The following is a 24574-nucleotide window of genomic DNA, read 5'->3' as shown; positions in this document are numbered from 1 at the left end:
CACACGTCTGATCTCGGGGTCGAGCGTGCCGCGGTCACCCGGGAAGTGCGCCTCGAGGTCGTCCTCCATCGCCGTAGGGGCTATGAACCCCTCGTCGGCGACCGCCGTGGTGAGGTCGTCGTCACTCATCTGCATCCTCTTTCGTGCTGCGGGCGATCACGGCGCCGAAGGCGAAGCGGCGAGTCGTCCCGTCAGGCCTCAGCGCTTCCACCGTCGAGATCCCGTCGCCGTCCGCGAGGCCGTTGCGGTGGGCGATCTCGAGCAGGCCGAGGAGGTCGACCGGGCGTCGAGCCGCGTCGGGCACCGCCCGGAACGCCTCGGCGAGATCGAACTGCGCGCCGAGACCGGCGACGTACTCCTCGAGCTCGGCATACCTCGGACCACCCCAGGCACGCGTGTCGTGATCGAGGAAGTCGACGTCGTCGGCATCCGTGAGCGGGGCCGGAGCTCGCGGCGGGCGGATGTCGCTGGTCGTCTGACGGAGATGCCCGAGGTCGGCGAGCGGCATGCTGCGCACAGGATCGACCACCGCGGCCGGACCCGACCACCCGTGGAGTCCTGCGATGACGTCGCGGAGGAGGTCGTCGATCTGACGGTCACGCAACGGGTCGTGGGTCTTCACCTGACCGGTGATGACATGCGAGGCGCGGCGCTGTGCGGCCAGCACCTCCTCCACCCCCAGCTCCACGCGTCGCGCGATCGCATCGAGCTCGGCACGCTGCGTGCCGTCGAGCATGCGCGCGAACGGCTGGTCGAGGAGTCCGCGGAGCTGCTCAGTGAGGGCGTCGATGCGCTCGGGGTCGCCGATCAGACGCAGGGCACCTGCGAAGGCACGCCCCTCCGGGGTCGACTGCATCACGTCCTGGGCGCGCTGGAGATACTCGCGCAGCACCTCGCTCGTCGGCCGCTCGTCCCTCCGGAGGTGGGCGACGACGTCGCGCTGCATCGCTCTGAGCGACTCGGCGACCCTCGTGAAGTCGGCGGGGAGCTCGCGCGCCAGATGAAGGACGTTCTCCGCCTCCTCGAGGAGTTCCTCGTCATCCGCAGGCTCCGCGCGTCCGGAGTCCTGGATGCGAGCGATCTCCGCATCGATGACGTCGCGCTCCGCCTGCAGCCGGGAGAGGCGACGAACCGGGTCGACCTCCGCGCTCACCGAGAGATGCTCCACGGCATCGAGCAGGGTGCGCACACGCGAGTTCGACACTCGCGTTCGCCCGCCGCCGGTGCGGCCGGATATCTCGAGCGCGGCGACGGCGTGCGCCGACAGGCGATAGACCTCGATGTCGTCGTCGATCTGCTGGATCAGCCAGCCCAGGCGCACCCAGTTGCGGCAGACGTCACGTCCGCTGCCGGACGGCAGTCTTCTGTCGTCTTCGTCGTACCCCGCCGCGCGGAGCTCATCCAGCACCTCGGCCAGCTCGGCATGCGCATCCGCCACCGCGACCGATGCCCGGTCGGCGTTGAACAGAAGGGTGAGCGACGCGACGACGAACGGAGCGAATCGGCCGTGGAGAAGATCGAGTGTCGGGGTGCTGAATGCGGTGATGGCACGCGCGTACGCGGTCTCAGCCCTGGATCCAGTCACTCGAAAGAGACTAGTCCGACCTGGGACCACGGCCTGTCATGCTCTGGTGCATGGCGGGTCGCCATGGATCGATGTCATCGACCGCTGCGATCTCGGACCCGCTCGAGGAACATCTCGTGGAAGCGCGTCTCACCGTCGACCTCGGGATGAAAACTGGTGCCGAGCAGCGACCCATGCTGCACCGCGACGATCCCGCCGTCGGGCAGCGTGGCGAGTACTTCCACATCAGGACCGACCCGCTCCACGATCGGAGCGCGGATGAAGGTCGCGTGCACAGGGGGCTCGCCGAGCACCGGAACCTCGAGCGACATCTCGAACGACTCCGTCTGACGCCCGAAGGCATTGCGGCGGACGGCGATGTCCATACCGCCGAACGACTGCTGTCCGTCGATGCCGTCGAGCACCTCGTCTGCGAGGAGGATCAGCCCCGCACATGTTCCATACGCGGGAAGCCCGGCGCTGATCGCGGCACGGATCGGCTCCTGCATCCCGAAGGTGCGCGAGAGCTTGTCGATCACGCTGGACTCGCCACCGGGGATCACGAGGCCGCTCACGGCGGCGAGCTCCTCGGGGCGCCGCACGAGGACGACGTCGGCACCGAGCCCGGCCAGCAGGGCGGCGTGCTCACGCACGTCGCCCTGCAGGGCCAGCACGCCGACTGCGGGTCTACCAGCCACGCTCGGCCAGGCGGTGCGGTGCGGGGAGGTCGGAGACGTTGATGCCGACCATCGCCTCTCCGAGGCCGCGCGAGGCCTCGGCGATGACCTTCGCGTCATCGAAGAACGTGGTCGCCTTGACGATCGCCTTCGCGCGCTCGACGGGGTTGCCCGACTTGAAGATCCCGGAGCCGACGAACACGCCGTCCGCGCCCAGCTGCATCATCATGGCGGCATCCGCAGGCGTGGCCACGCCGCCGGCGACGAAGAGCACGACGGGGAGCTTGCCCGTCTCGGCGATCTCGGCGACGAGCTCGTACGGCGCCTGCAGCTCCTTGGCGGCGACGAACAGCTCGTCCTTGGGCAGCGCGGTGAGCGCGGCGATCTCGCCGCGGATCTTGCGGATGTGCTTCATCGCCTCGGAGACATCGCCGGTGCCGGCCTCGCCCTTGGAACGGATCATGGCCGCACCCTCGTTGATCCGGCGGAGTGCCTCACCGAGGTTCGTGGCACCGCAGACGAACGGCACGTCGAAGCCGTGCTTGTCGATGTGGTTCACGTAGTCGGCGGGCGACAGCACCTCGGACTCGTCGATGTAGTCGACGCCGAGCTCCTGCAGGACCTCCGCCTCGACGAAGTGACCGATCCGGGCCTTGGCCATCACGGGGATCGAGACCGAGGCGATGATGCTGTCGATCATGTCGGGGTCGCTCATCCGCGACACTCCGCCCTGGGCGCGGATGTCGGCGGGAACCCGTTCGAGGGCCATCACGGCGACGGCGCCGGCGTCCTCGGCGATCTTCGCCTGATCTGCGGTGACGACGTCCATGATCACCCCGCCCTTGAGCATCTCGGCGAGACCGCGCTTGACGCGCGAGGATCCGGTGGTGGGCTGTTCGGTCATGAGAGCTCCTGTCGGGGAAGCACGATGTGCATGGGTGTCGAACGATGTCTCGTTTGATCTAGGCCAAACAGTAGCACTGTCCGGAACGACCTAGAATCGGAGGTGAGGACACATGAGCGACCAGATCACGGGAACCACCGCAGCGGACATCGCCGACAGCGTGCGCGGGCTGCGCGACCGCGGAGTCCTGCGTGCAGGCAGCCCTCTTCCGCCTGTCCGCGAGCTGGCGGCGACTCTCGGCGTCAACCGCAACACCGCCGTCGCCGCCTACCGACAGCTCGCCCAGGCGGGGATCGTCATCTCGCGCGGTCGCGCCGGCACGGTCATCACGGGTCTCGAGGCCGTCGCCCAGGAGGGATACGCGTCCGACACGGTGCTGCGCGACGTCGGCACCGGCAACCCCGATCCCCGGCTGATCCCCGATCCGTCGCAGGCGCTCGCCACGGTCGCCGGGCGACCCGTGCTCTATGGAGAACCCGTCATCGACCGCGGTCTCGACGAATGGGCGCGCGAGTGGATCGCCGGCGACATCGGCCACCTCGACTTCGGCATCACCGTGACCAGCGGGGCTGTCGACGCCGTGGAGCGCCTTCTCGCTCAAGCGCTGATGCGCGACGACGCCGTCGCGCTCGAGGACCCCTGCTTCCTCGCCAGCATCCACACGGTGCGCCTCGGGGGGTACCGTGCGATCCCCGTGCCCGTCGATGACCAGGGCATGACGGTCCAGGGGCTGCGTGAGGCGCTGGATGCCGGCGTCCGCGCAGTGATCTGCACTCCCCGTGCACAGAACCCGACCGGTGCGAGCCTCACTGCCGCCCGGGCCGCCGAGTTGCGCGCCGTGCTCGCTGACCACCCGTATGTGCTGATCATCGAAGACGACCATTTCTCGATGCTGTCCCATCGGCCGTACGAGTCCCTCATCGGACCCGAGCACCGCCGGTTCGCCCTTGTGCGCTCGGTCTCGAAATTCCTCGGACCCGACATGTGCCTCGCGATCGCCGCGACGGACGCGACGACGGCCGAGCGCCTCGCCATGCGGCTCAGCCCGGGCACCACGTGGGTCAGCCACCTGCTGCAGCGCCTCACTCTGACCCAGCTCACCGATGACGCTGTCGTCTCACGGATCGCCGAGGCCCGAGAGCATTACGCCGCGAGGAACGCGGCCTTCGCGGATCGTCTGCGGGAACAGGGACTCGACTCCCCCGCCACCGACGGACTGAGCCTGTGGGTGCGGCTGCCGAAACCGGCGAGGGTCGTCGCCGAGCGACTGATGCGACGTGGCTGGCTGGCGCGCACGGGAGACGACTTCGCCCTCGACGAGCGGGCCGAGCCCTCACACCACCTGCGCCTCACCGTTCATGACCTGTCAGAAGACGACGCGGAGACGCTCGTCGCCGACCTCGTCGCAGCCGTGCGATGAACACCCGCCGCGGGACCCCTCCCGCCCTCACTGAAAGGATCGGAGAATGAAGATCCTCTCCATCCAGTCCGCCGTCGCGTACGGCCATGTCGGAAACTCCGCCGCAGTCTTCCCTCTGCAGCGGATCGGCGTCGAGGTGCTCCCGGTCTACACGGTGAACTTCTCGAACCACACCGGCTACGGCGCCTGGCGCGGCCCGTTGATCGATCCGAACGACGTGCGTGAGGTCATCACAGGCATCGAGGAACGCGGGGTCTTCGGGGAGATCGATGCGGTGCTCAGCGGGTATCAGGGCGGCGAGGGCATCGGAGACGTGATCATCGACGCCGTCGCGCGGGTCAAGGCCGCCAACCCCGACGCCGTGTACGCGTGCGACCCGGTCATGGGCAACGCGAAGTCCGGATGCTTCGTCGCACCGGCCATCCCGATCCTCCTGCGCGAGAAGGTCGTGCCGGCTGCCGACATCATCACGCCGAACCAGTTCGAGCTCGGCTTCCTCACTGACACCGAGCCCGACACGCTGGAGTCCACTCTGACGTCGGTCGACCTGGCGATGGCGATGGGACCGCGCACGGTGCTCGTCACGAGCGTCGAGCGCCCCGACCGCGAAGAGGGCACCATCGAGATGCTCGTCGCCGACCCGACCGGCGCCTGGATCGTGCAGACGCCACGCCTGCCGATGAAGGCCAACGGCTCGGGTGACGTGACCGCGGCCCTGTTCACGGCGCACTACGTCGCGACGGGCGATGCCAAGACGGCGCTCGAGCGCACGGCATCGAGTGTGTTCGACCTGCTCGCGGCGACCCTCGAGTCCGGTGCGCGCGAACTGCAGCTCGTCGAGGCGCAGGAGTTCTACGCGAACCCGCGCATGCAGTTCACCGCGCGTCAGGTGCGCTGACCCGCGCTAGGCCTTCGGCCAGGCGTCTGCCACGGCCTCGCGTACCTCGCCGAGCAGCTGTGGCAGCGCCTTGGTCTTCGCGATGATCGGGAAGAAGTTGGCGTCCGACGTCCATCGCGGCACGATGTGCTGGTGCAGGTGTCCGTCGACGCCGGCGCCCGCGACGGCGCCCTGGTTCATCCCGAGGTTGAAGCCGTCGCAGCGTGACACTTCTCGGAGTACGCGCATGCCCATCTGGGTCAGCGCACCGATCTCGGCGACCTCTTCGGGCGTCGCCTGGTCGTAGGTCGCGATGTGGCGATACGGGCAGACCAGAAGGTGCCCCGAGTTGTAGGGGAACAGGTTGAGAAGCACGTAGGCCGTCTCGCCCCGTGCCACGATGAGCCGCTCGGCATCCGGGAGCTTCGGAGCCTCGCAGAACGGGCACTCCTCGCGCAGCGGCTCCGGGCCCGCCTGGATGTACGCCATCCGGTGCGGGGTCCACAGCCGCTGGAACTCGTCGGGGACGCCGGCGAATTCGCCGGCGTCCTCCCACGGCTCGGAGGGCGTCGTCACGCCAGGTCCCCTGCTGTCTGCACGAGAGCGTGCGCGTCGATCGCGGCACGGATGCGAGAGACGGCGTCGGCGATCGGCACGCCGTTCTCCTGCGTGCCGTCGCGGTAGCGGAACGAGACGGTGCCGGCCTCGCGGTCCTTCTCCCCCGCGATCAGCAGCAGCGGAACCTTGCCGGTCGTGTGCGTGCGGATTTTCTTCTGCATCCGGTCGTCGGAGGTGTCGAGCTCAGCCCGCACTCCCTGCGTCCGGAGGGTGTCGACGACCTCGCCGAGGTAGTCGGCGAACTCGTCTGCGACGGGGATGCCGACGACCTGCACCGGCGACAGCCACACCGGGAAGTCACCGGCGTAGTGCTCGAGAAGGATCGCGAAGAACCGCTCGATCGACCCGAACAGCGCACGGTGGATCATGATCGGCCGCTTCTTCTGGCCGTCCTTGTCCATGTACTCGAGCTCGAAGCGCTCGGGCAGGTTGGGGTCGACCTGCACGGTCGACAGCTGCCAGGTGCGGCCGATCGCGTCGCGCGTCTTGAGGTCGATCTTGGGGCCGTAGAAGGCAGCCTCGCCCGGAACCTCGGTGAGCTTCAGACCGGATGCCACAGCGACGCGACGCAGAGCATCGGTCGACGACTCCCAGAACTCGTCCGAGCCGATCCACTTGGACTTCTCGTCGTCCTTCATCGACAGCTCGAGCTCGAAGTCGGTCAGGCCGAAGTCGCGGAGCATCGACAGGATGAACTCGAGGACCTTGGAGACCTCGCCCTCGAGCTGGTCCGGCGTCACGAAGAGGTGCGAATCGTCCTGGGTGAAGCCGCGCACGCGAGTGAGGCCGTGCAGTGCACCGGACAGCTCGTTGCGATACACGGTGCCGTTCTCGGCGAAGCGCAGCGGCAGGTCGCGGTAGCTGCGTGCCCGCTCCTTGTAGATGAGGATGTGCATCGGGCAGTTCATGGGCTTCAGGTAGTAGTCCTGGCCCTGCTTGGTGATGTTCCCCTCGTCGTCGCGCTCCTCGTCCATGACGATCGGCGGGTACATGCCCTCCTTGTACGTGACGAGGTGGTTCGAGGTGAGGAAGAGGTCTTCCTTCGAGATGTGCGGGGTGTACACGTACGTGTAGCCGCCCTCGATGTGCCGCCTGCGCGCGTGCTGCTCCATCTCGCCGCGGACGATGCCACCGCGAGGGTGCCAGACCGAGAGGCCCGAGCCGATCTCCTCGGGGAACGAGAACAGGTCGAGCTCCTTGCCCAGTCGACGGTGGTCGCGCTTCGCGGCCTCCTCGAGACGGTGCTGGTACTCGCGCAGCTCGTCCTTCGACGGCCACGCCGTGCCGTAGATGCGCTGCAGCTGCGGGTTCTTCTCACTGCCGCGCCAGTAGGCGGCGGCGATGCGGGTGAGGTCCCAGCCGTTCCCGATCATGCGGGTGTTGGGCAGGTGCGGCCCGCGGCACAGGTCCTTCCAGACGACCTCGCCGTCGCGGGTCGTGTTGTCGTAGATCGTGAGTTCGCCCTCGCCGACTTCGACGGACGCGCCCTCTGCCGCCTCCTTGCCGCCCTTGAGACCGATGAGCTCCAGCTTGAAAGGCTCGTCGGCGAGCTCGGCTCGCGCCTCGTCGTCGGTGACGACACGGCGCACGAAACGCTGGCCCTCACGCACGATGCGCTGCATCTCTTTCGTGATCGCCTTGATGTCCTCGGGCGTGAACGGCGTCTCGACGCCGAAGTCGTAGTAGAAGCCGTCGGTGATGGGCGGACCGATGCCGAGGTTCGCCTGCGGGCTGATCCGCTGCACCGCCTGCGCGAGCACATGCGCCGCCGAGTGTCGGAGGATGTTGAGTCCGTCAGGGCTGTCGATCGTGACCGGCTCGACCTCGTCGGCATCCGTCACTGTCGCGGCGAGGTCCTTGAGGGTTCCGTTGACGCGCATCGCGACGACTGAACGGTCAGAGAACAGGGCGAAGCCGTCTTTCGGCTGAGCATTTTCAGGCACTGCACACTCCATCTGGGTCTGGATCTAGGCTACTCGCATGCCCGGGGCCGATTGACCGCTACAGTCCCGTCTCCGACGAGGTGTCCGCCGCCGTCGGCGCGAGGATGATGATCGCCGCGCCGACCAGCGCGATCGCGGATCCGACCCAGTCCCAGAGCGTCGGCTTGAAGCCGTCGACGATGATCCCCCACGCCAGGGATCCGGCGATGAACACGCCGCCGTAAGACGCCAGCACACGCCCGAAGTTCGCGTCGGGCTGGAGCGCCGCGATGAACCCGTATGCGCCGAGGGCCATGACCCCGAGAACCGCGAACACCCAGCCTCTGTTCTCCTTCACAGCCTGCCAGATCAGCCAGGCACCCCCGATCTCGGCGACGGCGGCGAGCACGAACAGGATGCTGATGCGCAGGACGGTCATGATCCCAGTGTGGCGCAGGGCTTGTCACGCCTGAGGATGCGGATCAGGCGCCGGTCACGACGAGTCCGGTCTCGTAGGCGAGGATGACGAGCTGCGCCCTGTCGCGTGCTCCCGCCTTCGACATGATCCGGTTCACGTGGGTCTTCGCGGTGTGCGGCGAGATCGTGAGCCCCGCGGCGATGTCGTCATTGGCGAGGCCTTCGGCGACGAGCACGAGCACCTCGCGCTCGCGCGGAGTCAGGAGAGCGAGGGCGGTGGTCCATCGTGCGGCGGGGTCTGATCCGCCGCGTCGGATGGAGCGCTCGATCAGTGCACGCGTGGCCATCGACGACAGCAGGGCTTCCCCGTCGTGGACGGTGCGCACAGCCCGGACGATCTCGTCGGGTTCCGCGCCTTTGCCGATGAAGCCGCTCGCCCCCGCGCGAAGTGCGGCGACGACGTTCTCGTCCTCTTCGAACGTCGTCAGGATCAGCACTCGCGGCTGAGCCGCCGAGTCGTTCTGGACGGCTGAGTCGTTCTGAGCGCAGATGAGAGCGGTGGCGGCGATTCCGTCGAGCTCCGGCATCCTGATGTCCATCAGCACGACGTCCGGTGCGGCCGTCTTCGCCAGACGCACGGCGTCGTGTCCGTTCGATGCCTCCCCCGCGACCACGAGGCCACCGTCGATGAGGATGTCCCGCACCGCATGTCGCACGAGAGGCTGGTCGTCGACCACGAGCACCGAGACGGTCATGGCGTATCGACGCCCTCGACCGGGATCCACGCCTCCAGCGAGAAGACACCTCGATCGCTGCCGAAGTGTGCCGCTCCACGCACCGCTGCGAGCCGCTCCTGGATGCCACGGAGTCCGTTGCCGGGGGCCGGCGACGCAGGTGCGACGTTTCTGGTCGGGTTCACGATCGTCAGGTGCAGGGCCGCGCTCTCGATGCGCAGCGCCACGGTGGCTGTGTCTCCGAGGCCGTGCTTGTGGGCGTTCGTGAGTGCCTCCTGCAGCACGAGATACGCCGCGTGGTCACTCGCGGGCGACAGCACGAACCCGTCGTCCTGGCGCCGCAGATCGACTCGGAGCCCACCTCGTCGAAAACCGTCGATCAGGGTGTCCAGCTGGGCCAGCCCGCTCTGCGGCCGGCGGTCTTCGGGGTCGTCGAGAGCATCGGAGCGAAGCAGCGACATGAGGCCGCCGATGTCGCTGAGCACCGTGCGAGATGCACTGCGCACCGTGGTGAGAGCCTCCCTGGCGCGCTCCGGCCTGCTGTCGAGCGCCGACGAGGCGACACCGGCGTTCAGGCTGATCACCGCGATCTGGTGGGCTACGACATCGTGGAGGTCTCGGGCGATGCGCACCCGCTCCTCAGCGACGCGTCTGCGCGCCTCGTCATCGCGGTTCCGCTCGGCGCGCTCCGCGCGCTCGATCATCGCGGCGGCGAATTCCCGCCGAGATCTGGCCGCGTCTCCGAGTGCACCGCCGAGGACGACGAGCAGGACGAACTGCAGCGCGGTCGAGTCGAGAAGATCCCCCGCAAGGGCCCAGCCGTTCGAGAGGAAGACCACCACGGCCGAGACTGCGACCGCGATCAGTCCGATGCCGCGTCCGCGTCGATCGATGGCGGAGTAGCAGCCGATCGCTGCGGCGAGGAGCGCGCTCGGTGAGATGGTGCCTGCGGCCGCAGACGCGACGGCGCACAGCAGACTGATCGCCAGCACCACGAGCGGCCAACGACGACGGAAGGGCATGACCGCAGCGGCGACGAGCGCCGGCACGAAGAGGAGTCCTCGCGCGCGGAAGGTGTCGTCGGGGAACGGCAGCAGCGCGAAGATCACGATCAGTGCGACGACGACGACATCGTTCAGTCGAATCCCGACACGGGGTTCACGGGTCGACGGCATGCATCCAGTATTTCGCGTCTCCGCGACGCTCGGATCCTCCCGCCGGATGACATCCGCATACCGCGAACGCGGTATGCGGATGTCTGTCGAGGGCTGACGCGCGGGCGTCTCGCGTTCGTCAGGCTGGAGAGCAGGCGCGCGCTCCTCCCGATCTCCGCGTGCGCCGGGAAGGCCACCGTGCGCAGATCCATCAAGAGAACCCTCCTCGTCCTGACCGCGATCGGCGGCGTTCTCGCGGTCGGTCTCACGACCACGACGATCGTGAATGCGGTAGCCACAGCCACCGAGCGCGACCGTATCGAACCCTACGGTCAGACGGTGGTGGTCGACGGTCGCGAGATGAACGTCCTCGTCGCAGGAGAGGGCGCGACCGACATCGTGCTTCTCCCGGGCTTCGGCACGGCCTCGCCTGTGCTCGACTTCGCGCCGCTGGTATCCGATCTGGCGGAAGATCACCGGGTGATCGTCGTCGAACCGTTCGGCTATGGTCTGAGCGACGGCACCGACACCGAGCGGACGACCGAGAACATCGTCGGCGAGATCCACGAGGCACTCCGGGTGCTGCAGGTCGACGAGTACGTGCTCATGGGGCACTCGATCGCCGGGATCTATGCGATCGAGTACGCCGAGCGATACCCGGATGAGGTGACGGCCTTCGTCGGCATCGACACGAGCGTGCCGGGGCAGCCGAACATGGACACGGAGTTCCCCGTCGGACTGTTGGGCGCGGCGAAGAGTCTGGGCCTGGTCCGAGTCATCACGAGCCTGACGGGCGATGACCTGGGCGGCCTCGACTACGACGACGACGCGCGCGAGCAGATGGCGCTCCTCAGCAATCGGAACTCGCTCTCCCCGACCTATCTCGATGAGATGACGCACATCAGGACCAACTTCGCGGATGCCGCGGGCACCGGCTTTCCCGACCGACTCCCGCTCCTGCTGTTCGTGGTCGCCGACAACGCGGTCACTCCGAACTGGCTCGACCTGCACGAGCGCCAGGCCGCGGCCGTGGACGACGGAACCGTCATCCCCGTCGACGGCGAGCACTATCTGCATCACACGCACGCACCCGAGATCGCCGACGGGTTTCGCGAATGGGAGGGCGCCCGAATGCTCGGCCCCGGATGACCGGGCGTGGCGGCGCTCCGACGAACCGTATGCCCTCCGGAGCCGTCGGGGTAGCGTGAGCAGATGATCAGAGCACTGGCGCGTTGGATCCTCGCACTCGCACTCGGGGCGATCGGCATCGTCCATTTCGTGAGCACCCGTGGCTTCCGGGTCGTCGTGCCGGACTGGGCCACGAAGGCCACGCGCCTCGACAAGGACGCGATCGTGATCGCCTCGGGAGCCGCTGAGGTCGCTCTCGCCGTCGGGCTGCTCGCCCTCCCGAAGGAGAGACGCCGCATGGGCTTCGCGACTGCCGCGTTCTTCGTCGCCGTCTTCCCCGGGAACGTGCACCAGTGGCGAACCCGACGGTCGACGCCGGGTCTCGACACCGAGGCTCGTCGTTTCGGACGCCTCTTCCTCCAGCCGCTCCTGGTGCTGTGGGCTGTGTGGTCGACCGCCGAGCCCGCTCCCGCGCGCAGGCGACCGGCGCGCCGTAGCCGCTGAGGTCCCAGGCGCGCAACCCCGCCCACCGGTTCGGACGCTCGGGTGAGAATGGTGCCATGGTCTCTCCCTCACTCGTCTGGCTCCGCGACGACCTTCGGCTCGCCGACAATCCGGCACTGAGGGCAGCGATCGATCGCGACGAACCCCTGGTCATGCTGTACGTCCTCGACGAGGAGTCCCCCGGCATACGACCGCTGGGCGGTGCTGCTCGCTGGTGGCTGCACCATTCCCTCGCGTCGCTGAGCGAACGGGTGCAGGACCTCGGCGCATCGCTCATCCTCCGGCGTGGTCCGGCCGAGCGCGTCGTGCGCGAGACGGTCACCGACACCGGAGCCACAGCCGTGTTCTGGAACCGGCGCTACGGCGGTGCCGAACGTGACATCGACACGACCCTGAAGACGTCATTGCGCGACGACGGACTCGAGGTGACGTCCTTCCAGGCATCGCTGCTGCACGAGCCGTGGACGGTGAAGACCGGCAGCGGCACCCACTTCTCGGTGTTCACCCCTTTCTGGCGCGCCTGCCTCGCGCTTCCCACGCCCCGAGCGCCGCTCCCCGCACCGCGAAGCCTCGACGGGGTCGCCAGCGCGCCGGCCTCAGACGACCTCGACGACTGGAACCTGCTGCCCACCCGCCCTGACTGGGCCGGCGGACTGCGCGAGACCTGGGAGCCCGGCGAGCCCGCCGCGCGCGCCCGGCTGCGCTCCTTCCTGCACGAGGACATCGGGTCATATGACCGCGCCCGTGACGAGCCGTCGGCCGGTGCCACCTCTCTGCTTTCGCCTCGTCTCCGCTGGGGCGAGCTCAGCCCGTTCACCGTCTGGCAGGAGGCGGTCGACGCCGACGGCGCCGCAGGTTTTCTCTCGGAGCTCGGCTGGCGCGAGTTCGCCTGGCACACGACGTTCCACTCCCCCGACCTGGCGACCGTCAATCTGCGCCGTCAGTACGACGCGTTCCCGTGGCCGCCGCTCGATCCGGCGCAGCTCGAGGCGTGGCAGCATGGCGACACCGGCATCCCGCTGGTGGATGCGGGCATGCGGGAACTCTGGCACACCGGCTTCATGCACAATCGGGTGCGCATGGTCACGGCATCGTTCCTCGTGAAGAACCTGCTGATCGACTGGCGTCGCGGCGAGGAGTGGTTCTGGGACACGCTGGTCGATGCTGACGGCGCGAGCAACCCGTTCAACTGGCAGTGGGTGGCAGGGTCCGGCGCTGACGCCGCACCGTACTTCCGTGTCTTCAACCCCGAACTGCAGGCGAAGAAGTTCGACCCGAACGGTCTCTACATCTCGCAGTGGGCATCGGATGCTCCGTCGGAGCCGATCGTCGATCTCGCTGCGACACGCAAGGCTGCGCTCGCCGCCTACGACGTGGTCAAGCGGTCGTCACAGCCGACCTGATCGCAGTGTGAGCGGGCAGTTGCCCCGCTCCCGTCGTGTGAACACGGGTCGAGCTACGAAGCGGGCTGGAGGACCCTGCTCCGACGCTCATCACCGCCGAGTGAACGATCTCCTCGTCGGCTCGTTCGGCGAAAGATCACCCCGGAGAAACAAAAAACCCCCGGAAAACCGGGGGTTTCTCTGTGCGCGATACTGGGATCGAACCAGTGACCTCTTCCGTGTCAGGGAAGCGCGCTACCGCTGCGCCAATCGCGCCCGTTCGGGCTATTCAGTTACTGAGGTGGCGACGGGATTCGAACCCGTGTAAACGGCTTTGCAGGCCGGTGCCTAGCCGCTCGGCCACGCCACCGTGTGGATTGACCCCACGTGCGGAAGGCCTTCCGAAGAAGGCCCCTGCACTTGAGCGGATGACGAGACTCGAACTCGCGACCCCAACCTTGGCAAGGTTGTGCGCTACCAACTGCGCTACATCCGCGTTGTTCCCGGTTGTTGTCCCGGGCACTTATGAAACATTAGCCGATGATCGGCGACTGTCAAAACTCAAACCGAATCTCGCGCGTGTCTCCCAGCATGGTCAACTTCGCCTCCGACCGTCGGGTAGTATCGGTTGACGTACCCCACAGGTATGGGCGATTGGCGCAGTTGGTAGCGCGCTTCCTTCACACGGAAGAGGTCATCGGTTCGAGTCCGGTATCGCCCACCACAACCCCGCACACTCAGGTGTCGCGGGGTTTTTTCGCACCCATGAGCGGATCGTCGCCCGGCACAGGATGACCACTCTGCTCGACGACTTCCTCTCGGGCGACCGCAGCCGCGGGATGCCGGCGGTGTGGGAGACCATCCACTCCCGGGATCTCGACCCGCTCGTCGCAGCGCTTCCAAGACTCCGGCTCGCTGCGGCGCAGCTAGGCGAGGTTCGACGTCGGTGGCTGCCGGTAGCGTGCCGACCGTGTCGGCCATCCAGCTACCCAGCCCCTGCTCGCTGTGCGGCCACGCGGAGGCAGTGCGCGTGGCAGCGGCGCTGATGTGCGCCTGGTGCGGATGGCGATACGGGGACTCGCCGGATCCCGGTCTGCCCAGGCCCGTGATCGAGGTGGTCTACTACATCCGCTATGACCGCCGAGTGAAGATCGGAACCAGCCGTCGCCCTCGGCAACGCCTCGCCAGCATCCGGCACGAAGAGCTCCTGGCCTTCGAGCGTGGCGGTCGGGAAGTCGAACAGGCGAGACATCGGGAGTTCGCGGAAGCCCGCGAGGGGGGCGAGTGGTTCACGCTCACCCCGATCCTGTCGGCGCACATTGCGGGGCTGCGCACTGAGGGCGAACCCTGGCAGCAGTACGCACGCTGGGTGAGCTCGGCGTTGCAGAACTGAAGCCCCGCACGGGGCCGACGTTCCGTGCGGGGCTTCAGAGTGCAGATGGATCAGGCGCGTGCTGTGGCCTTGACGCTCGCAGGCTGGGGCTGTGAGAACAGGACGACCAGGATCACGGCGACACCGACGACCACGTGCGGGAGCCACACGTTGGGCGCCTCGGTCGAGAAGCCGAAGATCCAGGGCGAGAGCGCCAGGAACAGGCTCGCGACGATGTCGAAGACGAGGTGGACGGGCATCGGGATGAAGCCGAAGGGGCCCCATTCGTACTTCGTGAACAGGCTGTAGACGATGAGGCCGACGCCGAGCACGATCGGGATGATCACGGCGGGACCGCCGACGTTTGCGAAGCCGAACAGCCACGGAGCAGCGATCAGCGCCACTCCGACGACGTAGTCGAGGATGCCATGGACCTTGGTGGGGATGAAACGCATGATGCCTCCTGTGATGTCGTCGCGTGCTGCGACTCACAGATGGTTCGCAGCGCTTCGCCGAACGGATTGCAGGAGTCCCGCTCGTACCCTGAACGGATGACGTCATTGCCGCCTGCCTCTCCTGGGATCGGAATCCTCCGTGTGCTCGTGGGCGGAGTGGTGGTCGAGATCCTGGTGTTCACGTATGTGATCGGAATTCCCCGTCAGGGAGCGAGTCTGGTCGACTACTTCGGCTACTTCACGAATCTGACGAGTCTGCTGACCGCTGGTGTCCTGATAGCGACGGGGCTGCTGACGATTCGCCGTCGCTCGATACCTGTACCGCTCACCAGCGCTCGTGCCGTGGCCGTTGCGTGCATGATCGTCGTGGGCGTCGTGTACAACGTGCTGGTACCGGGAACCGGAAGCGCGCCGGCCTGGGTGAGCCTCGCACTCCACACCCTGTTCCCCGTGCTGCTGGTATTCGACTGGGTGCTCATCGGCGATCGTGCTCCGATGCCGTGGCGACGCCTCTGGCTCGTGCTCCCGTACCCGGTCGCATGGCTGGGCGTCGTCTTGCTCAGGGGCATCACGGACGGCTGGGTGCCATACGGATTCCTGCTGCCCGAGCGGGGCGGCATGTCTCTGACACTGCACGTCGCGGGACTCGTGGCGGCTCTCGTCGCATCCGGCTCGCTGGTGTGGACGCTCAGCAGAGTGCGCAGCTTCGGGACCCCGAGACGCTCGAAAGAGTCAGATGCTCACGCGCTCGCCCAGCCGTACCGACGTGCCAGCGCCGATGCGACCCGACCGTAACGAGAACGGTCGAGCACGGCCGCCTCGCGGCGCAGACCGCTCTCGTGCACGCTGTAGAGCTGCTCGATATCGACCCACGATTCGCGTCCTTGCGAGTCCCAGTCTCCGGAACCGATCGACAGATAGTCGCGGTCGCCGTCGTGGGCCTTGCTCGTCATTCGCACCGCGTAGACCCGATCCGCCGATTCGCGCCCGATCACGAGCACCGGACGGTCCTTGCCCCTGCCGTCGTTCTCCTCGTACGGCACCCAGGTCCAGATGATCTCTCCCGCGTCCGGTGCGCCGTCGCGGTCGGGCGCGTAGCCGATGCGGAGCTGCTTGATCCGGTCGGGGTCGACGCGCACCGTCTCCTTTCCCCGCGCGGGATTTCTCGAGCCGGATGCTGCGGAGCGCACCTCCTCGGACGTGCGCACACGCGAGACCGGGCGTCCCGGACGAGTGTTCGTCCGAGACGCCCGGTCAGATCCCAGTGCTGTGAAGAGGATCTCCGCGAGTCTTGCCAGGATGCCGTTCGAGTTGCTCACACGGTCACCCTAACGGGAGTTCAGGCGTCGGCCAGTGCGTATCCCTCCTCGCCGTGCACGACCTGGTCGACACCGGCGATCTCGTCTTCGCTGGTGACGCGGAAGCCGATCGTCTTCTCGATCGCGAAGCCGATGATGAAGGCGACGACGAAGGAGTAGACCAGCACACCGAGAGCTGCGATCGCCTGGACGGCGAGCTGGCGTGCGTCGCCACCGACGAAGAGACCGGTTCCGGAGGCGAAGAAGCCGAGGTAGAGCGTTCCGATCAGGCCACCGACGAGGTGGATGCCGACGACGTCGAGCGAGTCATCGAAACCGAGGCGGAACTTCATCTCCACCGCGAGTGCGCACACGATGCCGGCGACGGCACCGAGCAGCAGCGACCACCCGGGGGTCAGGTTGGCGCAGGCGGGGGTGATGGCGACCAGACCGGCGACGGCACCCGATGCTGCACCCACCGACGTGGGCTTTCCGTCCTTGATCTTCTCGATGAGGATCCAGCCGAGGATCGCGGCCGCCGTAGCGCCGAGGGTGTTCAGACCGATGAGTCCGACGCCGCCCATGTCCTCTGCGAGCCACTCGGCACCGGCGTTGAAGCCGAACCAGCCGAACCACAGCAGAGCAGCGCCGAGGAGGGTCAGCGGAACGTTGTGCGGCTTGAGGATGCCCTTCTGGAAGCCGATGCGCTTGCCGAGGACGATTGCGAGGGCGAGCGCGGCAGCACCCGCGTTGATGTGCACAGCGGTACCGCCGGCGTAGTCGATCACGCCGATGCCGCTGTCCTCACCGAAGAGCGTGGTGCCGAGGTTCATGATCCAACCGCCGCCCCAGACCCATGCGGCGACCGGGAAGTATCCGACCGTGGCGAAGACGCCGGCGAAGATCAGCCAGCTGCCGAACTTCGCACGGTCGGCGATGGCACCCGAGATGAGTGCGACGGTGATGATCGCGAAGGTCGCACCGTATGCGACTCCGAGAAGTGCGACGTTCGACCCCTCACCGGCCGCGAGGCTGGAGAGGCCGATGTCGGCGAAGGGGTTGCCTGCGAAGGCGGTGGGGCTGTCGACGGCGCTCATCGAGAACCCGAAGAGGATCCATAGAACGGCGACGAGGCCGATCGAGCCGAAGCTCATCATCATCATGCTGACGACGCTCTTGGCCTTGACGAGACCGCCGTAGAAGAAGGCGACGCCGGGCGTCATGAGCAGTACGAGGGCGGTCGCGGTGATCGCCCAGGAGATGTTGCCTGGAGCATCCATAGTCAAACCTCACATTCGGGAAACTGAGAGCTTCAGTGTGAGGCCGCCCGATTTCCGGAATGCGTGAGGTTTGTTGCGGCGGCGTTACAGAGACGCCGCGTGTGTGAACATCGCGTTACGCGACACTGCGATCCGCGTGTGTAAGTGCATTGAGTCTGGAGATAGCACGCAGGTATTTCTTGCGGTATCCGCCGCTCAGCATCTCCTCCGCGAACACCTGGTCGAGGCTCACACCGGTGGCGACGATCGGGATCTGCGCGTCGTACACACGGTCGACGAACGCGACGAAGCGCAGAGCCTCGGACTGGTCCGTCAGAACTCGCACGTCCTTCAGGCCCACGAGGTCGAGTCCTGCGATGATCCGGAGGTAGCGCGAGGGGTGCACGCGAGCCAGGTGACGGATCACATCGGCGAACGAGTCGTCGGATGCGGTGCCCCGGCCGGCCCCATCCTCGATCGCGCGGTCGTACGCATCGTCATCGCTGACGACGGCGTGCCCGTCGAGAGCGCGCTGGCGGAAGTCCACGCCGTCGATGCGGATCGTCTGGAAGCTGTCCGACATCGCGTGGATCTCACGCAGGAAGTCCTGCGCGGCGAAGCGTCCCTCTCCCAGCGCGTTCGGCGGCGTGTTCGAGGTTGCGGCGAGCTTGGTGCCGGTCGGCACGAGTTCGCCGATCAGGCGCGTCATCACCATGGTGTCGCCCGGGTCGTCGAGCTCGAACTCGTCGATGCACAGCAGATCGGCGCCCTTGAGCAGGTCGACGGTGTTCTTGTATCCCAGCGCGCCGACCAGAGCCGTGTACTCGATGAACGAGCCGAAGTACTTCCTGCGCGCGGGCATCGCGTGATAGATCGAGGCCAGCAGGTGGGTCTTTCCGACGCCGAAGCCGCCGTCAAGATAGACGCCCGGCTTCGTCTCGGGCTCCTTCTTGGCTCGGCCGAAGAATCCACCGCGCTTCACAGGAGCGCCTCGTCCGGCGAAGCGGATAAGAGTCTCCTTCGCCTCTTCCTGAGACGGGTACGCCTCGTCGGCGCGATAGCTCTCGAACGTGGCGCCGTCGAACTGCGGCGGCGGCACGAGGCTGGCCAGCATCTCGGGACCGGTGACGGTCGGCTGTCGATCTGTCAGGTGCACGATGCCCGTGCGGGTGGGCGTGTCGGTCATCACGGTCCTGTATCGGGGGCGCACCTGTGTCGAAGTCTTACGAATCCGGTGCAGGGCGCGCGGCGTGGATCTATCGTCGAAGTATCGGCTCCACATTACGCCGTCACCCCTGCATCATCGCCGCTCACCGTCTGAGGAGATCCCTGTGGCCATCGAGTTCGACACCACTTCGTCCAAGTTCGCCGAGTATGCCGAGCCCGGCCGGCTCGTGACCACCGAGTGGCTGGCCGAGCGCCTCGGCACGCCCGGCCTGGTCGTCGTCGAATCCGACGAGGATGTGCTCCTCTACGAGACCGGTCACATCCCGGGCGCCGTGAAGGTCGACTGGCACACCGAGCTCAACGACCCGGTCGTCCGCGACTACGTCGATGGCGAGGGGTTCGCGAAGCTGCTCAGCAGCAAGGGCATCTCCCGCGACGACACGGTCGTGATCTACGGCGACAAGAACAACTGGTGGGCCGCCTACGCACTCTGGGTCTTCTCGCTCTTCGGCCACGAGGACGTGCGACTGCTCGACGGCGGTCGCGATCGCTGGATCGCGGAGGGTCGAGAGATCACCCGCGACGCACCGCAGATCACACCGACGGAGTACCCCGTCGTCGAGCGCGATGACTCTGTGATCCGCGCCTACAAGGAAGACGTTCTCGCACACATCGGCAGCCCCCTGATCGACGTCCGCTCCCCCGAGGAGTACAGCGGTGAGCGCACCACCGCACCGGCGTACCCCGACGAGGGCGCTCTGCGCGCAGGCCACATCCCGACTGCTCAGAGCGTGCCGTGGGCCAAGGCGGTCGCAGAGGACGGCGGCTTCAAGTCGCGTGCCGAACTCGATGCGATCTACCGCGACGGCGCCGGGCTCACGGACGGCGACGACGTCGTCGCGTACTGCCGCATCGGTGAGCGCTCCAGCCACACCTGGTTCGTGCTCAGGCACCTGCTCGGCTTCGAGAACGTCCGCAACTACGACGGCTCGTGGACCGAGTGGGGCAGCGCGGTGCGCGTCCCGATCGTCACCGGATCGGAGCCCGGATCCCTCTGACCGTGGGAGGATGGCGGGGATGAGCAAGAGCGAACTTCCTGACACCCTCGCTGAGATCCGCGCCGGATTCCTCGAGACCCCCGAAGCGGATCGTCTGCTGCTCCTGCTGGAGTACTCGGACGAGCTGCCCGAGGTCTCCGAGGAGGTCGCGAACCACCCGGAGATGTGCGAGCGCGTCGCGGAGTGCCAATCCCCCGTCTACATCTACGTCGAGGTGAATGACGGCGTGGTCACGATGCACGCGACGGCTCCGCCCGAGGCACCGACCACGCGCGGGTTCGCGAGCATCCTCGTGCAGGGCATCACCGGCCTCACTGCTGACGAGGTCCTGGCGATCCCCGACGACTACCCGCAGTCGATCGGGCTCACCAGAGCCGTGTCGCCCCTGCGCATCGGCGGCATGACGGGAATGCTCATGCGCGCGAAGAAGCAGGTCAGGCAGAAGCGCTGAAGCCCTGAGCGGCGAGCCATCCGGTGATGGCGTCGCTCCACCCGGTCTGGTCGTAGTTCCAGATCTTGGTGTGCCGAGCGCCCGAGAATGCCGGCATGGTGACGAGATCCGGGCGGGCCTGCTGCAGCGCGTGCGACGCGTCGGCCGGCACGAATCCGTCGTCATCGCTGTGCAGGATGAGAATGGGCACTTTCAGCTCATCCGCGCGCGCCACTATGTCAAGGCTGTCGAACGAGATCGCGTTCTCAGCGCCGCTGAGCCGCGCGGTCAGCGGAACGGACAGCGCGCTCATAGCCAGATCCGGCAGCGGCGCGCGCATTCCCGCCGCTCGCGCCTGGAAGCGCAGCACGCTGCGCCAGTCGATCACGGGCGACTCGAGGATCAGTCCGGCGATGCGGTCGCGGTTGCCCGAGTTCAGTGCGGTCTGCAGAGCGACCGCACCCCCCATCGACCATCCCATCAGGATCACGCGCTCAGCGCCGTGGCGCAGCGCGTAGGAGACAGCGGCGTCCACATCGCGCCACTCGGCAGCCCCCAGCGCGTAGGAGCCGCTTCGGCTGCGTGGAGCCTCGCCGTCGTTCCGGTACGACACGACGAGGTTCGGGAAGCCCGCCGCGTGCAGCACGGGGACTGCGCGAAGGCACTCGGCACGGGTGACTCCGCGGCCGTGCACCTGGACCACCCACGTCGACGACTGGCCGGGGAAGAGCCACGCGGGGCACGGACCCGCCGGTGACCCGATGAGCACGTTCTGCCATGGCAGGTGCAGCTCGCTGGGCGTCGAGTAGTACCAGCCGCTGAATCCCGCACTCCTTTCGACGCGGGCGCCGGGCTCGATCTGCGTGAGCAGCTTGCGCCGCACGGTCGTCGCGTCGGCGCTGAGCACCGCACCGAGCTTGACGTACCCGTACGTGCCCGAGGTGAAGAGACCGTACCGCCCCGGCAGCTCGGTGTCTCGTGTTCGAGTGAGCTCGATCGTCTGCGCGCCGGTGTCGACCGCGAGGATCTCGACGTCGGCCGGTCGTTTCTTCGGAATCACGACCCGGCGGGCCACGCTGAAGACGAGCAGGGCCAGTGCCGTCCCGAGAGCGAGCAGTGCAGGGACAAGGAGCGCAACGGCGTGCCTGAGACTCTTCATCGCTTCCTGACTCTAGCCTGTTGCCGTGACCGCTCACCCCGATGCCGGGACGATCTTCGACGCCGCCGTGGCCGAACTGCGCGATATCGCCTTCCGCGCAGACATCACCATCCGCGAGATACCCACACCACAGGGCCTGGCTCCGCACGCCCTCGCGCTCGCCGCAGACGTCCGCCCGGACGACAGCGGGGAGTCCGCCTACGGCACCGGACGCTTCGTGCTGCTGCATGATCCCGACAACCCGGCAGCGTGGGACGGCGACTGGCGAATCGTGATCTTCGCCCAGGCTCCTCTGGAGACGGAGATCGGCACCGATCCCCTGCTCGCCGATGTCACCTGGTCGTGGCTCGTCGACGCGCTCGACTCCAGAGGCGCCGGCTATCACTCCGAGTCCGGCACGTCGACCAAGACCCTCTCGAAGGGCTTCGGTGGCCTCGCCGTCGAAGGAGACGGCGCACAGATAGAGTTGAGGGCGTCCTGGACACCCGAGGGCCCCTTCGCACCCCATGTCGAGGCCTGGGTCGAACTGGTCGGGATGCTGGCGGGTCTTCCGCCGGGTTCCGAGGGCATCGCCGTTATCGGCGCGCGAAAGGCAGCACGTGACTGAATACTCCGTGATCTCCGACGTCTCGGAGTTCCGTGCGGCGTGCGCTGCACTGGCCGCAGGCACAGGCCCTGTCGCCGTCGACGTCGAGAGGGCATCCGGATTCCGCTATTCCCAGCGGGCGTATCTCGTGCAGGTCTTCCGCCGAGACGCGGGGGTCTTCCTCTTCGACCCCCCGGCGCTCGGCGACTTCAGCCCGCTGCAGGAGGCGATCGGCGATGTGCTCTGGGTCTTCCATGCAGCCAGCCAGGATCTCCCTTCGCTTCGCGAACTCGATCTGCTGCCGCAGGAGATCTTCGACACCGAGCTCGCATCGCGTCTGCTGGGTCACGAACGAGTCGGTCTCGCTGCCGTCGTGGAGAACACGCTCGGCATCACCCTCAAGAAGGAGCACTCCGCGGCGGACTGGTCGACCAGACCGCTCCCCGCGGCCTGGCTCGAGTACGCGGCGCTCGATGTGCTGTACCTGATCGACGTCTATGAGGCGCTGAAGGCGGAGCTCGAAGAGCAGGGCAAGACCGCGTATGCCGCCGAGGAGTTCGCCGCCACGCTCACCCGACTCCCGAAGCCTCCGCGCGAAGACCCCTGGCGTCGCCTGAGCGGGCTCCACCAGGTGCGCGGTGCGCGCAACCTAGCCGTCGCGCGCTCGCTGTGGCAGGCTCGCGAGGCCTTCGCGCAGGATCAGGATGTCTCTCCGGGACGTCTGGTGCCGGATCGCTCACTGATCGCTGCGGTGCTCGCGAACCCGCAGAGCAAGCAGGCGCTGGCAGGCATCAAGGACTTCCAAGGTCGAGCGAGCCGTACGCAACTCGATCGCTGGTGGCAGGCGATGGTCGATGGACGCACCACGGAGGAGCTGCCCCGTGAGCGGGTTCCGAGCGACACGCTGCCGCCGCCTCGGGCATGGTCGGACCGCAATCCGGAGGCCGATGCGCGCCTCAAGGCCGCGCGCCCCGTCGTCGAGGCCACGGCTGAGGAGCTCGGAATGCCGACGGAGAACCTGCTCACCCCCGATCACCTCCGCCGGGTGGCCTGGGACGTGCCGGGAACGACGCCGGAAGCCATCGGCGACGCGCTCGCGGAGCTCGGTGCCCGCCCCTGGCAGATTGCACAGACTGCACAGAAGATCGCCGACGCCTTTGTAGAAGCCGCGCAAACACCCGACGAGCCCCCGTCGGACGCTTCGTAGGTTCGATCCAACCGATTCCTCCCCGTTTCCGGCCCTCCATAGACTGAGGCCACCGCACAAACTTGGAGGCAGAGTGGCCGAAATATCGGACGTCTTCTTCGTCGATGGAGTGCGCACCCCCTTCGGGCGCGCCGGCGAAAAAGGCATGTACTGGAACACCCGCGCTGATGACCTCGCTGTCAAGGCGACCATCGGCCTCATGGAGCGGAACGCAGCCGTCCCGGCCGACCGCATCGACGATGTCGCCATCGCCGCGACCAGTCAGACCGGAGACCAGGGTCTGACCCTCGGCCGTTCCGTGGCGATTCTCGCGGGGCTTCCGCAGACTGTGCCAGGACTTGCCGTCGAGCGCATGTGCGCCGGCGCGATGACCAGCGTCACGACCATGGGCGCGTCGATCGGCGTCGGCATGTACGACTTCGCTCTCGCCGGCGGTGTCGAGCACATGGGCCACCACCCGATCGGCGGCAACGCCGACCCCAACCCGCGTTTCGTCGCCGAGCGCATGGTCGACCCCGGTGCCCTGAACATGGGCGTCACGGCCGAGCGCATCTTCGACCGCTTCCCGCACCTGACGAAGGAGCGCTCCGACCGGTTCGGCATGCTCAGCCAGCACAAGGTGCAGGCGGCCTACGACGCCGGAAAGATCCAGCCCGATCTCGTGCCGGTCGCGACCAAGGGCGCCGACGGCGCCTGGGGTCTCGCCACCGAGGACGAGGGTCGTCGTCCGCAGACCACGATGGACGACCTCGCCGCCCTGAAGACGCCCTTCCGCCCGCACGGTCGGGTGACGGCGGGAACCTCGTCGCCGCTCACCGACGGCGCCACGATGTCGCTGCTCGCCGGCGGTGGAGCCGTGAAGGAGTTCGGCCTGGCGCCGAAGATGCGCATGGTCTCGTTCGCCTTCGCCGGCGTTCAGCCCGAGATCATGGGAATCGGACCGATCCCCTCGACGGAGAAGGCCCTGAAGAAGGCCGGACTGACGATCGCCGACATCGGCCTGTTCGAGCTCAATGAGGCCTTCGCGATTCAGGTCATCTCGCTGCTCGATCACTTCGGCATCGCCGATGACGACCCCCGTGTCAACCAGTGGGGCGGCGCCATCGCACTCGGTCACCCCCTCGCGGCATCCGGTGTGCGTCTGATGATCCAGCTCGCGGCGCAGTTCGCCGAGCGCCCCGACGTGCGTTACGGCCTGACGGCCATGTGCGTCGGTCTCGGGCAGGGCGGCTCCGTCATCTGGGAGAACCCGCACTACGACGGCAAGAAGAGGAAGTAAGCC

General features: G+C 67.4%; 25 protein-coding genes and 4 tRNA genes. 13 read left to right on the top strand and 16 right to left on the bottom strand.

Annotated features, from left to right (window positions below; all coding sequences use genetic code 11):
* Positions 1-121: 121 nt before the first annotated feature.
* From RU09_RS10385 to pdxS, 3 genes are all read right to left on the bottom strand, one after another.
* Positions 122-1585, bottom strand: a complete 1464-nt coding sequence (locus tag RU09_RS10385; protein WP_042540277.1) for a DUF3375 domain-containing protein — start codon at positions 1583-1585, stop codon at positions 122-124.
* 74 nt (positions 1586-1659) lie between these two features.
* Positions 1660-2262, bottom strand: coding sequence for a pyridoxal 5'-phosphate synthase glutaminase subunit PdxT (gene pdxT / locus RU09_RS10380; RefSeq protein ID WP_042540275.1), 603 nt, complete (start codon positions 2260-2262; stop codon positions 1660-1662).
* Positions 2252-3145, bottom strand: coding sequence for a pyridoxal 5'-phosphate synthase lyase subunit PdxS (gene pdxS, locus RU09_RS10375; RefSeq protein ID WP_042540273.1), 894 nt, complete (start codon positions 3143-3145; stop codon positions 2252-2254). The genes pdxT and pdxS overlap by 11 nt, the downstream gene beginning before the upstream one ends.
* Before the next feature lie 112 nt (positions 3146-3257).
* Here pdxS and RU09_RS10370 point away from each other — a divergent pair, with 112 nt between their 5' ends.
* Entirely contained in the window at positions 3258-4565 is a 1308-nt protein-coding gene (locus tag RU09_RS10370) for an aminotransferase class I/II-fold pyridoxal phosphate-dependent enzyme (protein WP_042540271.1), read from the top strand.
* A gap of 46 nt (positions 4566-4611) precedes the next feature.
* Positions 4612-5463 (top strand): pyridoxal kinase PdxY, encoded by an 852-nt coding sequence (gene pdxY / locus RU09_RS10365; RefSeq protein WP_042540269.1) that lies wholly within the window; start codon positions 4612-4614, stop codon positions 5461-5463.
* Positions 5464-5469: 6 nt separating this feature from the next.
* Here pdxY and RU09_RS10360 read toward each other — a convergent pair whose 3' ends face one another.
* From RU09_RS10360 to RU09_RS10340, 5 genes are read right to left on the bottom strand one after another with little or no spacing between them, the layout of a single operon-like run.
* A complete protein-coding gene (locus tag RU09_RS10360) occupies positions 5470-6018 on the bottom strand; it encodes an HIT family protein (protein WP_042540267.1) in 549 nt (182 codons plus the stop codon).
* Positions 6015-8015: a threonine--tRNA ligase gene (thrS, locus tag RU09_RS10355; protein WP_042540265.1), complete on the bottom strand. Its 2001-nt coding sequence runs from the start codon at positions 8013-8015 to the stop codon at positions 6015-6017. Before thrS ends, RU09_RS10360 begins: the two co-directional genes overlap by 4 nt.
* 46 nt (positions 8016-8061) lie before the next feature.
* A complete protein-coding gene (locus RU09_RS10350) occupies positions 8062-8421 on the bottom strand; it encodes a YnfA family protein (RefSeq protein ID WP_042540263.1) in 360 nt (119 codons plus the stop codon).
* A gap of 43 nt (positions 8422-8464) precedes the next feature.
* Positions 8465-9154 (bottom strand): response regulator transcription factor, encoded by a 690-nt coding sequence (locus RU09_RS10345; RefSeq protein WP_042540261.1) that lies wholly within the window; start codon positions 9152-9154, stop codon positions 8465-8467.
* Positions 9151-10308, bottom strand: a complete 1158-nt coding sequence (locus RU09_RS10340) for a sensor histidine kinase (protein ID WP_042540259.1) — start codon at positions 10306-10308, stop codon at positions 9151-9153. The genes RU09_RS10345 and RU09_RS10340 overlap by 4 nt, the downstream gene beginning before the upstream one ends.
* A 177-nt stretch (positions 10309-10485) precedes the next feature.
* Here RU09_RS10340 and RU09_RS10335 point away from each other — a divergent pair, with 177 nt between their 5' ends.
* The 3 genes from RU09_RS10335 to RU09_RS10325 all read left to right on the top strand — a co-directional run bounded on the left by RU09_RS10335 (position 10486) and on the right by RU09_RS10325 (position 13322).
* Positions 10486-11436, top strand: coding sequence for an alpha/beta hydrolase (locus RU09_RS10335; protein WP_082041090.1), 951 nt, complete (start codon positions 10486-10488; stop codon positions 11434-11436).
* Between the two features lie 63 nt (positions 11437-11499).
* On the top strand, positions 11500-11919 hold the full coding sequence (locus tag RU09_RS10330) for a DoxX family protein (RefSeq protein WP_052492931.1): 420 nt from the start codon (positions 11500-11502) through the stop codon (positions 11917-11919).
* 56 nt (positions 11920-11975) lie between these two features.
* Positions 11976-13322 (top strand): cryptochrome/photolyase family protein, encoded by a 1347-nt coding sequence (locus RU09_RS10325; RefSeq protein ID WP_042540256.1) that lies wholly within the window; start codon positions 11976-11978, stop codon positions 13320-13322.
* 183 nt (positions 13323-13505) lie between these two features.
* Here the strand turns inward: RU09_RS10325 and RU09_RS10320 are convergent.
* From RU09_RS10320 to RU09_RS10310, 3 genes are all read right to left on the bottom strand, one after another.
* Positions 13506-13577, bottom strand: a tRNA-Val gene (locus tag RU09_RS10320).
* Between the two features lie 23 nt (positions 13578-13600).
* Positions 13601-13671: transfer RNA gene (locus RU09_RS10315), tRNA-Cys, on the bottom strand.
* 53 nt (positions 13672-13724) lie between these two features.
* A tRNA-Gly gene (locus RU09_RS10310) sits at positions 13725-13797 on the bottom strand.
* A 152-nt stretch (positions 13798-13949) separates the two neighbouring features.
* On the opposite strand from RU09_RS10310, the gene RU09_RS10305 reads away from it, so the two are divergent.
* Both RU09_RS10305 and RU09_RS10300 read left to right on the top strand, forming a co-directional pair.
* Positions 13950-14025 (top strand) — tRNA-Val (locus RU09_RS10305).
* 222 nt (positions 14026-14247) lie between these two features.
* Positions 14248-14694 carry a GIY-YIG nuclease family protein gene (locus RU09_RS10300; protein ID WP_231567507.1) on the top strand — a complete coding sequence of 149 codons (447 nt, stop codon included), beginning with the start codon at positions 14248-14250 and terminating at the stop codon, positions 14692-14694.
* 50 nt (positions 14695-14744) lie between these two features.
* Here the strand turns inward: RU09_RS10300 and RU09_RS10295 are convergent, their stop codons facing one another.
* Positions 14745-15128 carry an SPW repeat domain-containing protein gene (locus RU09_RS10295; protein ID WP_042540254.1) on the bottom strand — a complete coding sequence of 128 codons (384 nt, stop codon included), beginning with the start codon at positions 15126-15128 and terminating at the stop codon, positions 14745-14747.
* 96 nt (positions 15129-15224) lie between these two features.
* On the opposite strand from RU09_RS10295, the gene RU09_RS10290 reads away from it, so the two are divergent.
* On the top strand, positions 15225-15923 hold the full coding sequence (locus RU09_RS10290; protein WP_197066001.1) for a Pr6Pr family membrane protein: 699 nt from the start codon (positions 15225-15227) through the stop codon (positions 15921-15923).
* On the opposite strand, the gene RU09_RS10285 is transcribed toward RU09_RS10290, so the two are convergent.
* The 3 genes from RU09_RS10285 to zapE all read right to left on the bottom strand — a co-directional run bounded on the left by RU09_RS10285 (position 15869) and on the right by zapE (position 18871).
* Positions 15869-16447 carry a type II toxin-antitoxin system PemK/MazF family toxin gene (locus RU09_RS10285; protein ID WP_082041089.1) on the bottom strand — a complete coding sequence of 193 codons (579 nt, stop codon included), beginning with the start codon at positions 16445-16447 and terminating at the stop codon, positions 15869-15871. The genes RU09_RS10290 and RU09_RS10285 overlap by 55 nt on opposite strands.
* 20 nt (positions 16448-16467) lie before the next feature.
* On the bottom strand, positions 16468-17706 hold the full coding sequence (locus tag RU09_RS10280; RefSeq protein ID WP_042540252.1) for an ammonium transporter: 1239 nt from the start codon (positions 17704-17706) through the stop codon (positions 16468-16470).
* Positions 17707-17821: 115 nt separating this feature from the next.
* Positions 17822-18871: a cell division protein ZapE gene (zapE, locus tag RU09_RS10275; RefSeq protein ID WP_042540249.1), complete on the bottom strand. Its 1050-nt coding sequence runs from the start codon at positions 18869-18871 to the stop codon at positions 17822-17824.
* A gap of 145 nt (positions 18872-19016) precedes the next feature.
* On the opposite strand from zapE, the gene RU09_RS10270 reads away from it, so the two are divergent.
* Complete coding sequence (locus RU09_RS10270; RefSeq protein ID WP_042540247.1) at positions 19017-19910, top strand: sulfurtransferase; 894 nt, start codon at positions 19017-19019, stop codon at positions 19908-19910.
* 19 nt (positions 19911-19929) lie between these two features.
* Complete coding sequence (locus RU09_RS10265; RefSeq protein ID WP_042540245.1) at positions 19930-20361, top strand: SufE family protein; 432 nt, start codon at positions 19930-19932, stop codon at positions 20359-20361.
* Here the strand turns inward: RU09_RS10265 and RU09_RS10260 are convergent.
* Positions 20345-21499, bottom strand: coding sequence for an alpha/beta hydrolase family protein (locus tag RU09_RS10260; protein WP_042540243.1), 1155 nt, complete (start codon positions 21497-21499; stop codon positions 20345-20347). The two genes, RU09_RS10265 and RU09_RS10260, sit on opposite strands and share 17 nt — an antisense overlap.
* A 25-nt stretch (positions 21500-21524) precedes the next feature.
* Here RU09_RS10260 and RU09_RS10255 point away from each other — a divergent pair, with 25 nt between their 5' ends.
* The 3 genes from RU09_RS10255 to RU09_RS10245 all read left to right on the top strand — a co-directional run bounded on the left by RU09_RS10255 (position 21525) and on the right by RU09_RS10245 (position 24571).
* A complete protein-coding gene (locus RU09_RS10255; protein WP_042540241.1) occupies positions 21525-22106 on the top strand; it encodes a DUF3000 domain-containing protein in 582 nt (193 codons plus the stop codon).
* Positions 22099-23292: a ribonuclease D gene (locus tag RU09_RS10250; RefSeq protein WP_042540239.1), complete on the top strand. Its 1194-nt coding sequence runs from the start codon at positions 22099-22101 to the stop codon at positions 23290-23292. The genes RU09_RS10255 and RU09_RS10250 overlap by 8 nt, the downstream gene beginning before the upstream one ends.
* Before the next feature lie 73 nt (positions 23293-23365).
* On the top strand, positions 23366-24571 hold the full coding sequence (locus RU09_RS10245; protein WP_042540237.1) for a thiolase family protein: 1206 nt from the start codon (positions 23366-23368) through the stop codon (positions 24569-24571).
* Positions 24572-24574: the final 3 nt, after the last annotated feature.

It is taken from the genome of Microbacterium sp. MEJ108Y, from assembly GCF_000834175.1.
In the GTDB taxonomy this organism is placed as follows: domain Bacteria; phylum Actinomycetota; class Actinomycetes; order Actinomycetales; family Microbacteriaceae; genus Microbacterium; species Microbacterium forte.
This window is presented reverse-complemented; position numbering and strand designations above follow the sequence as displayed.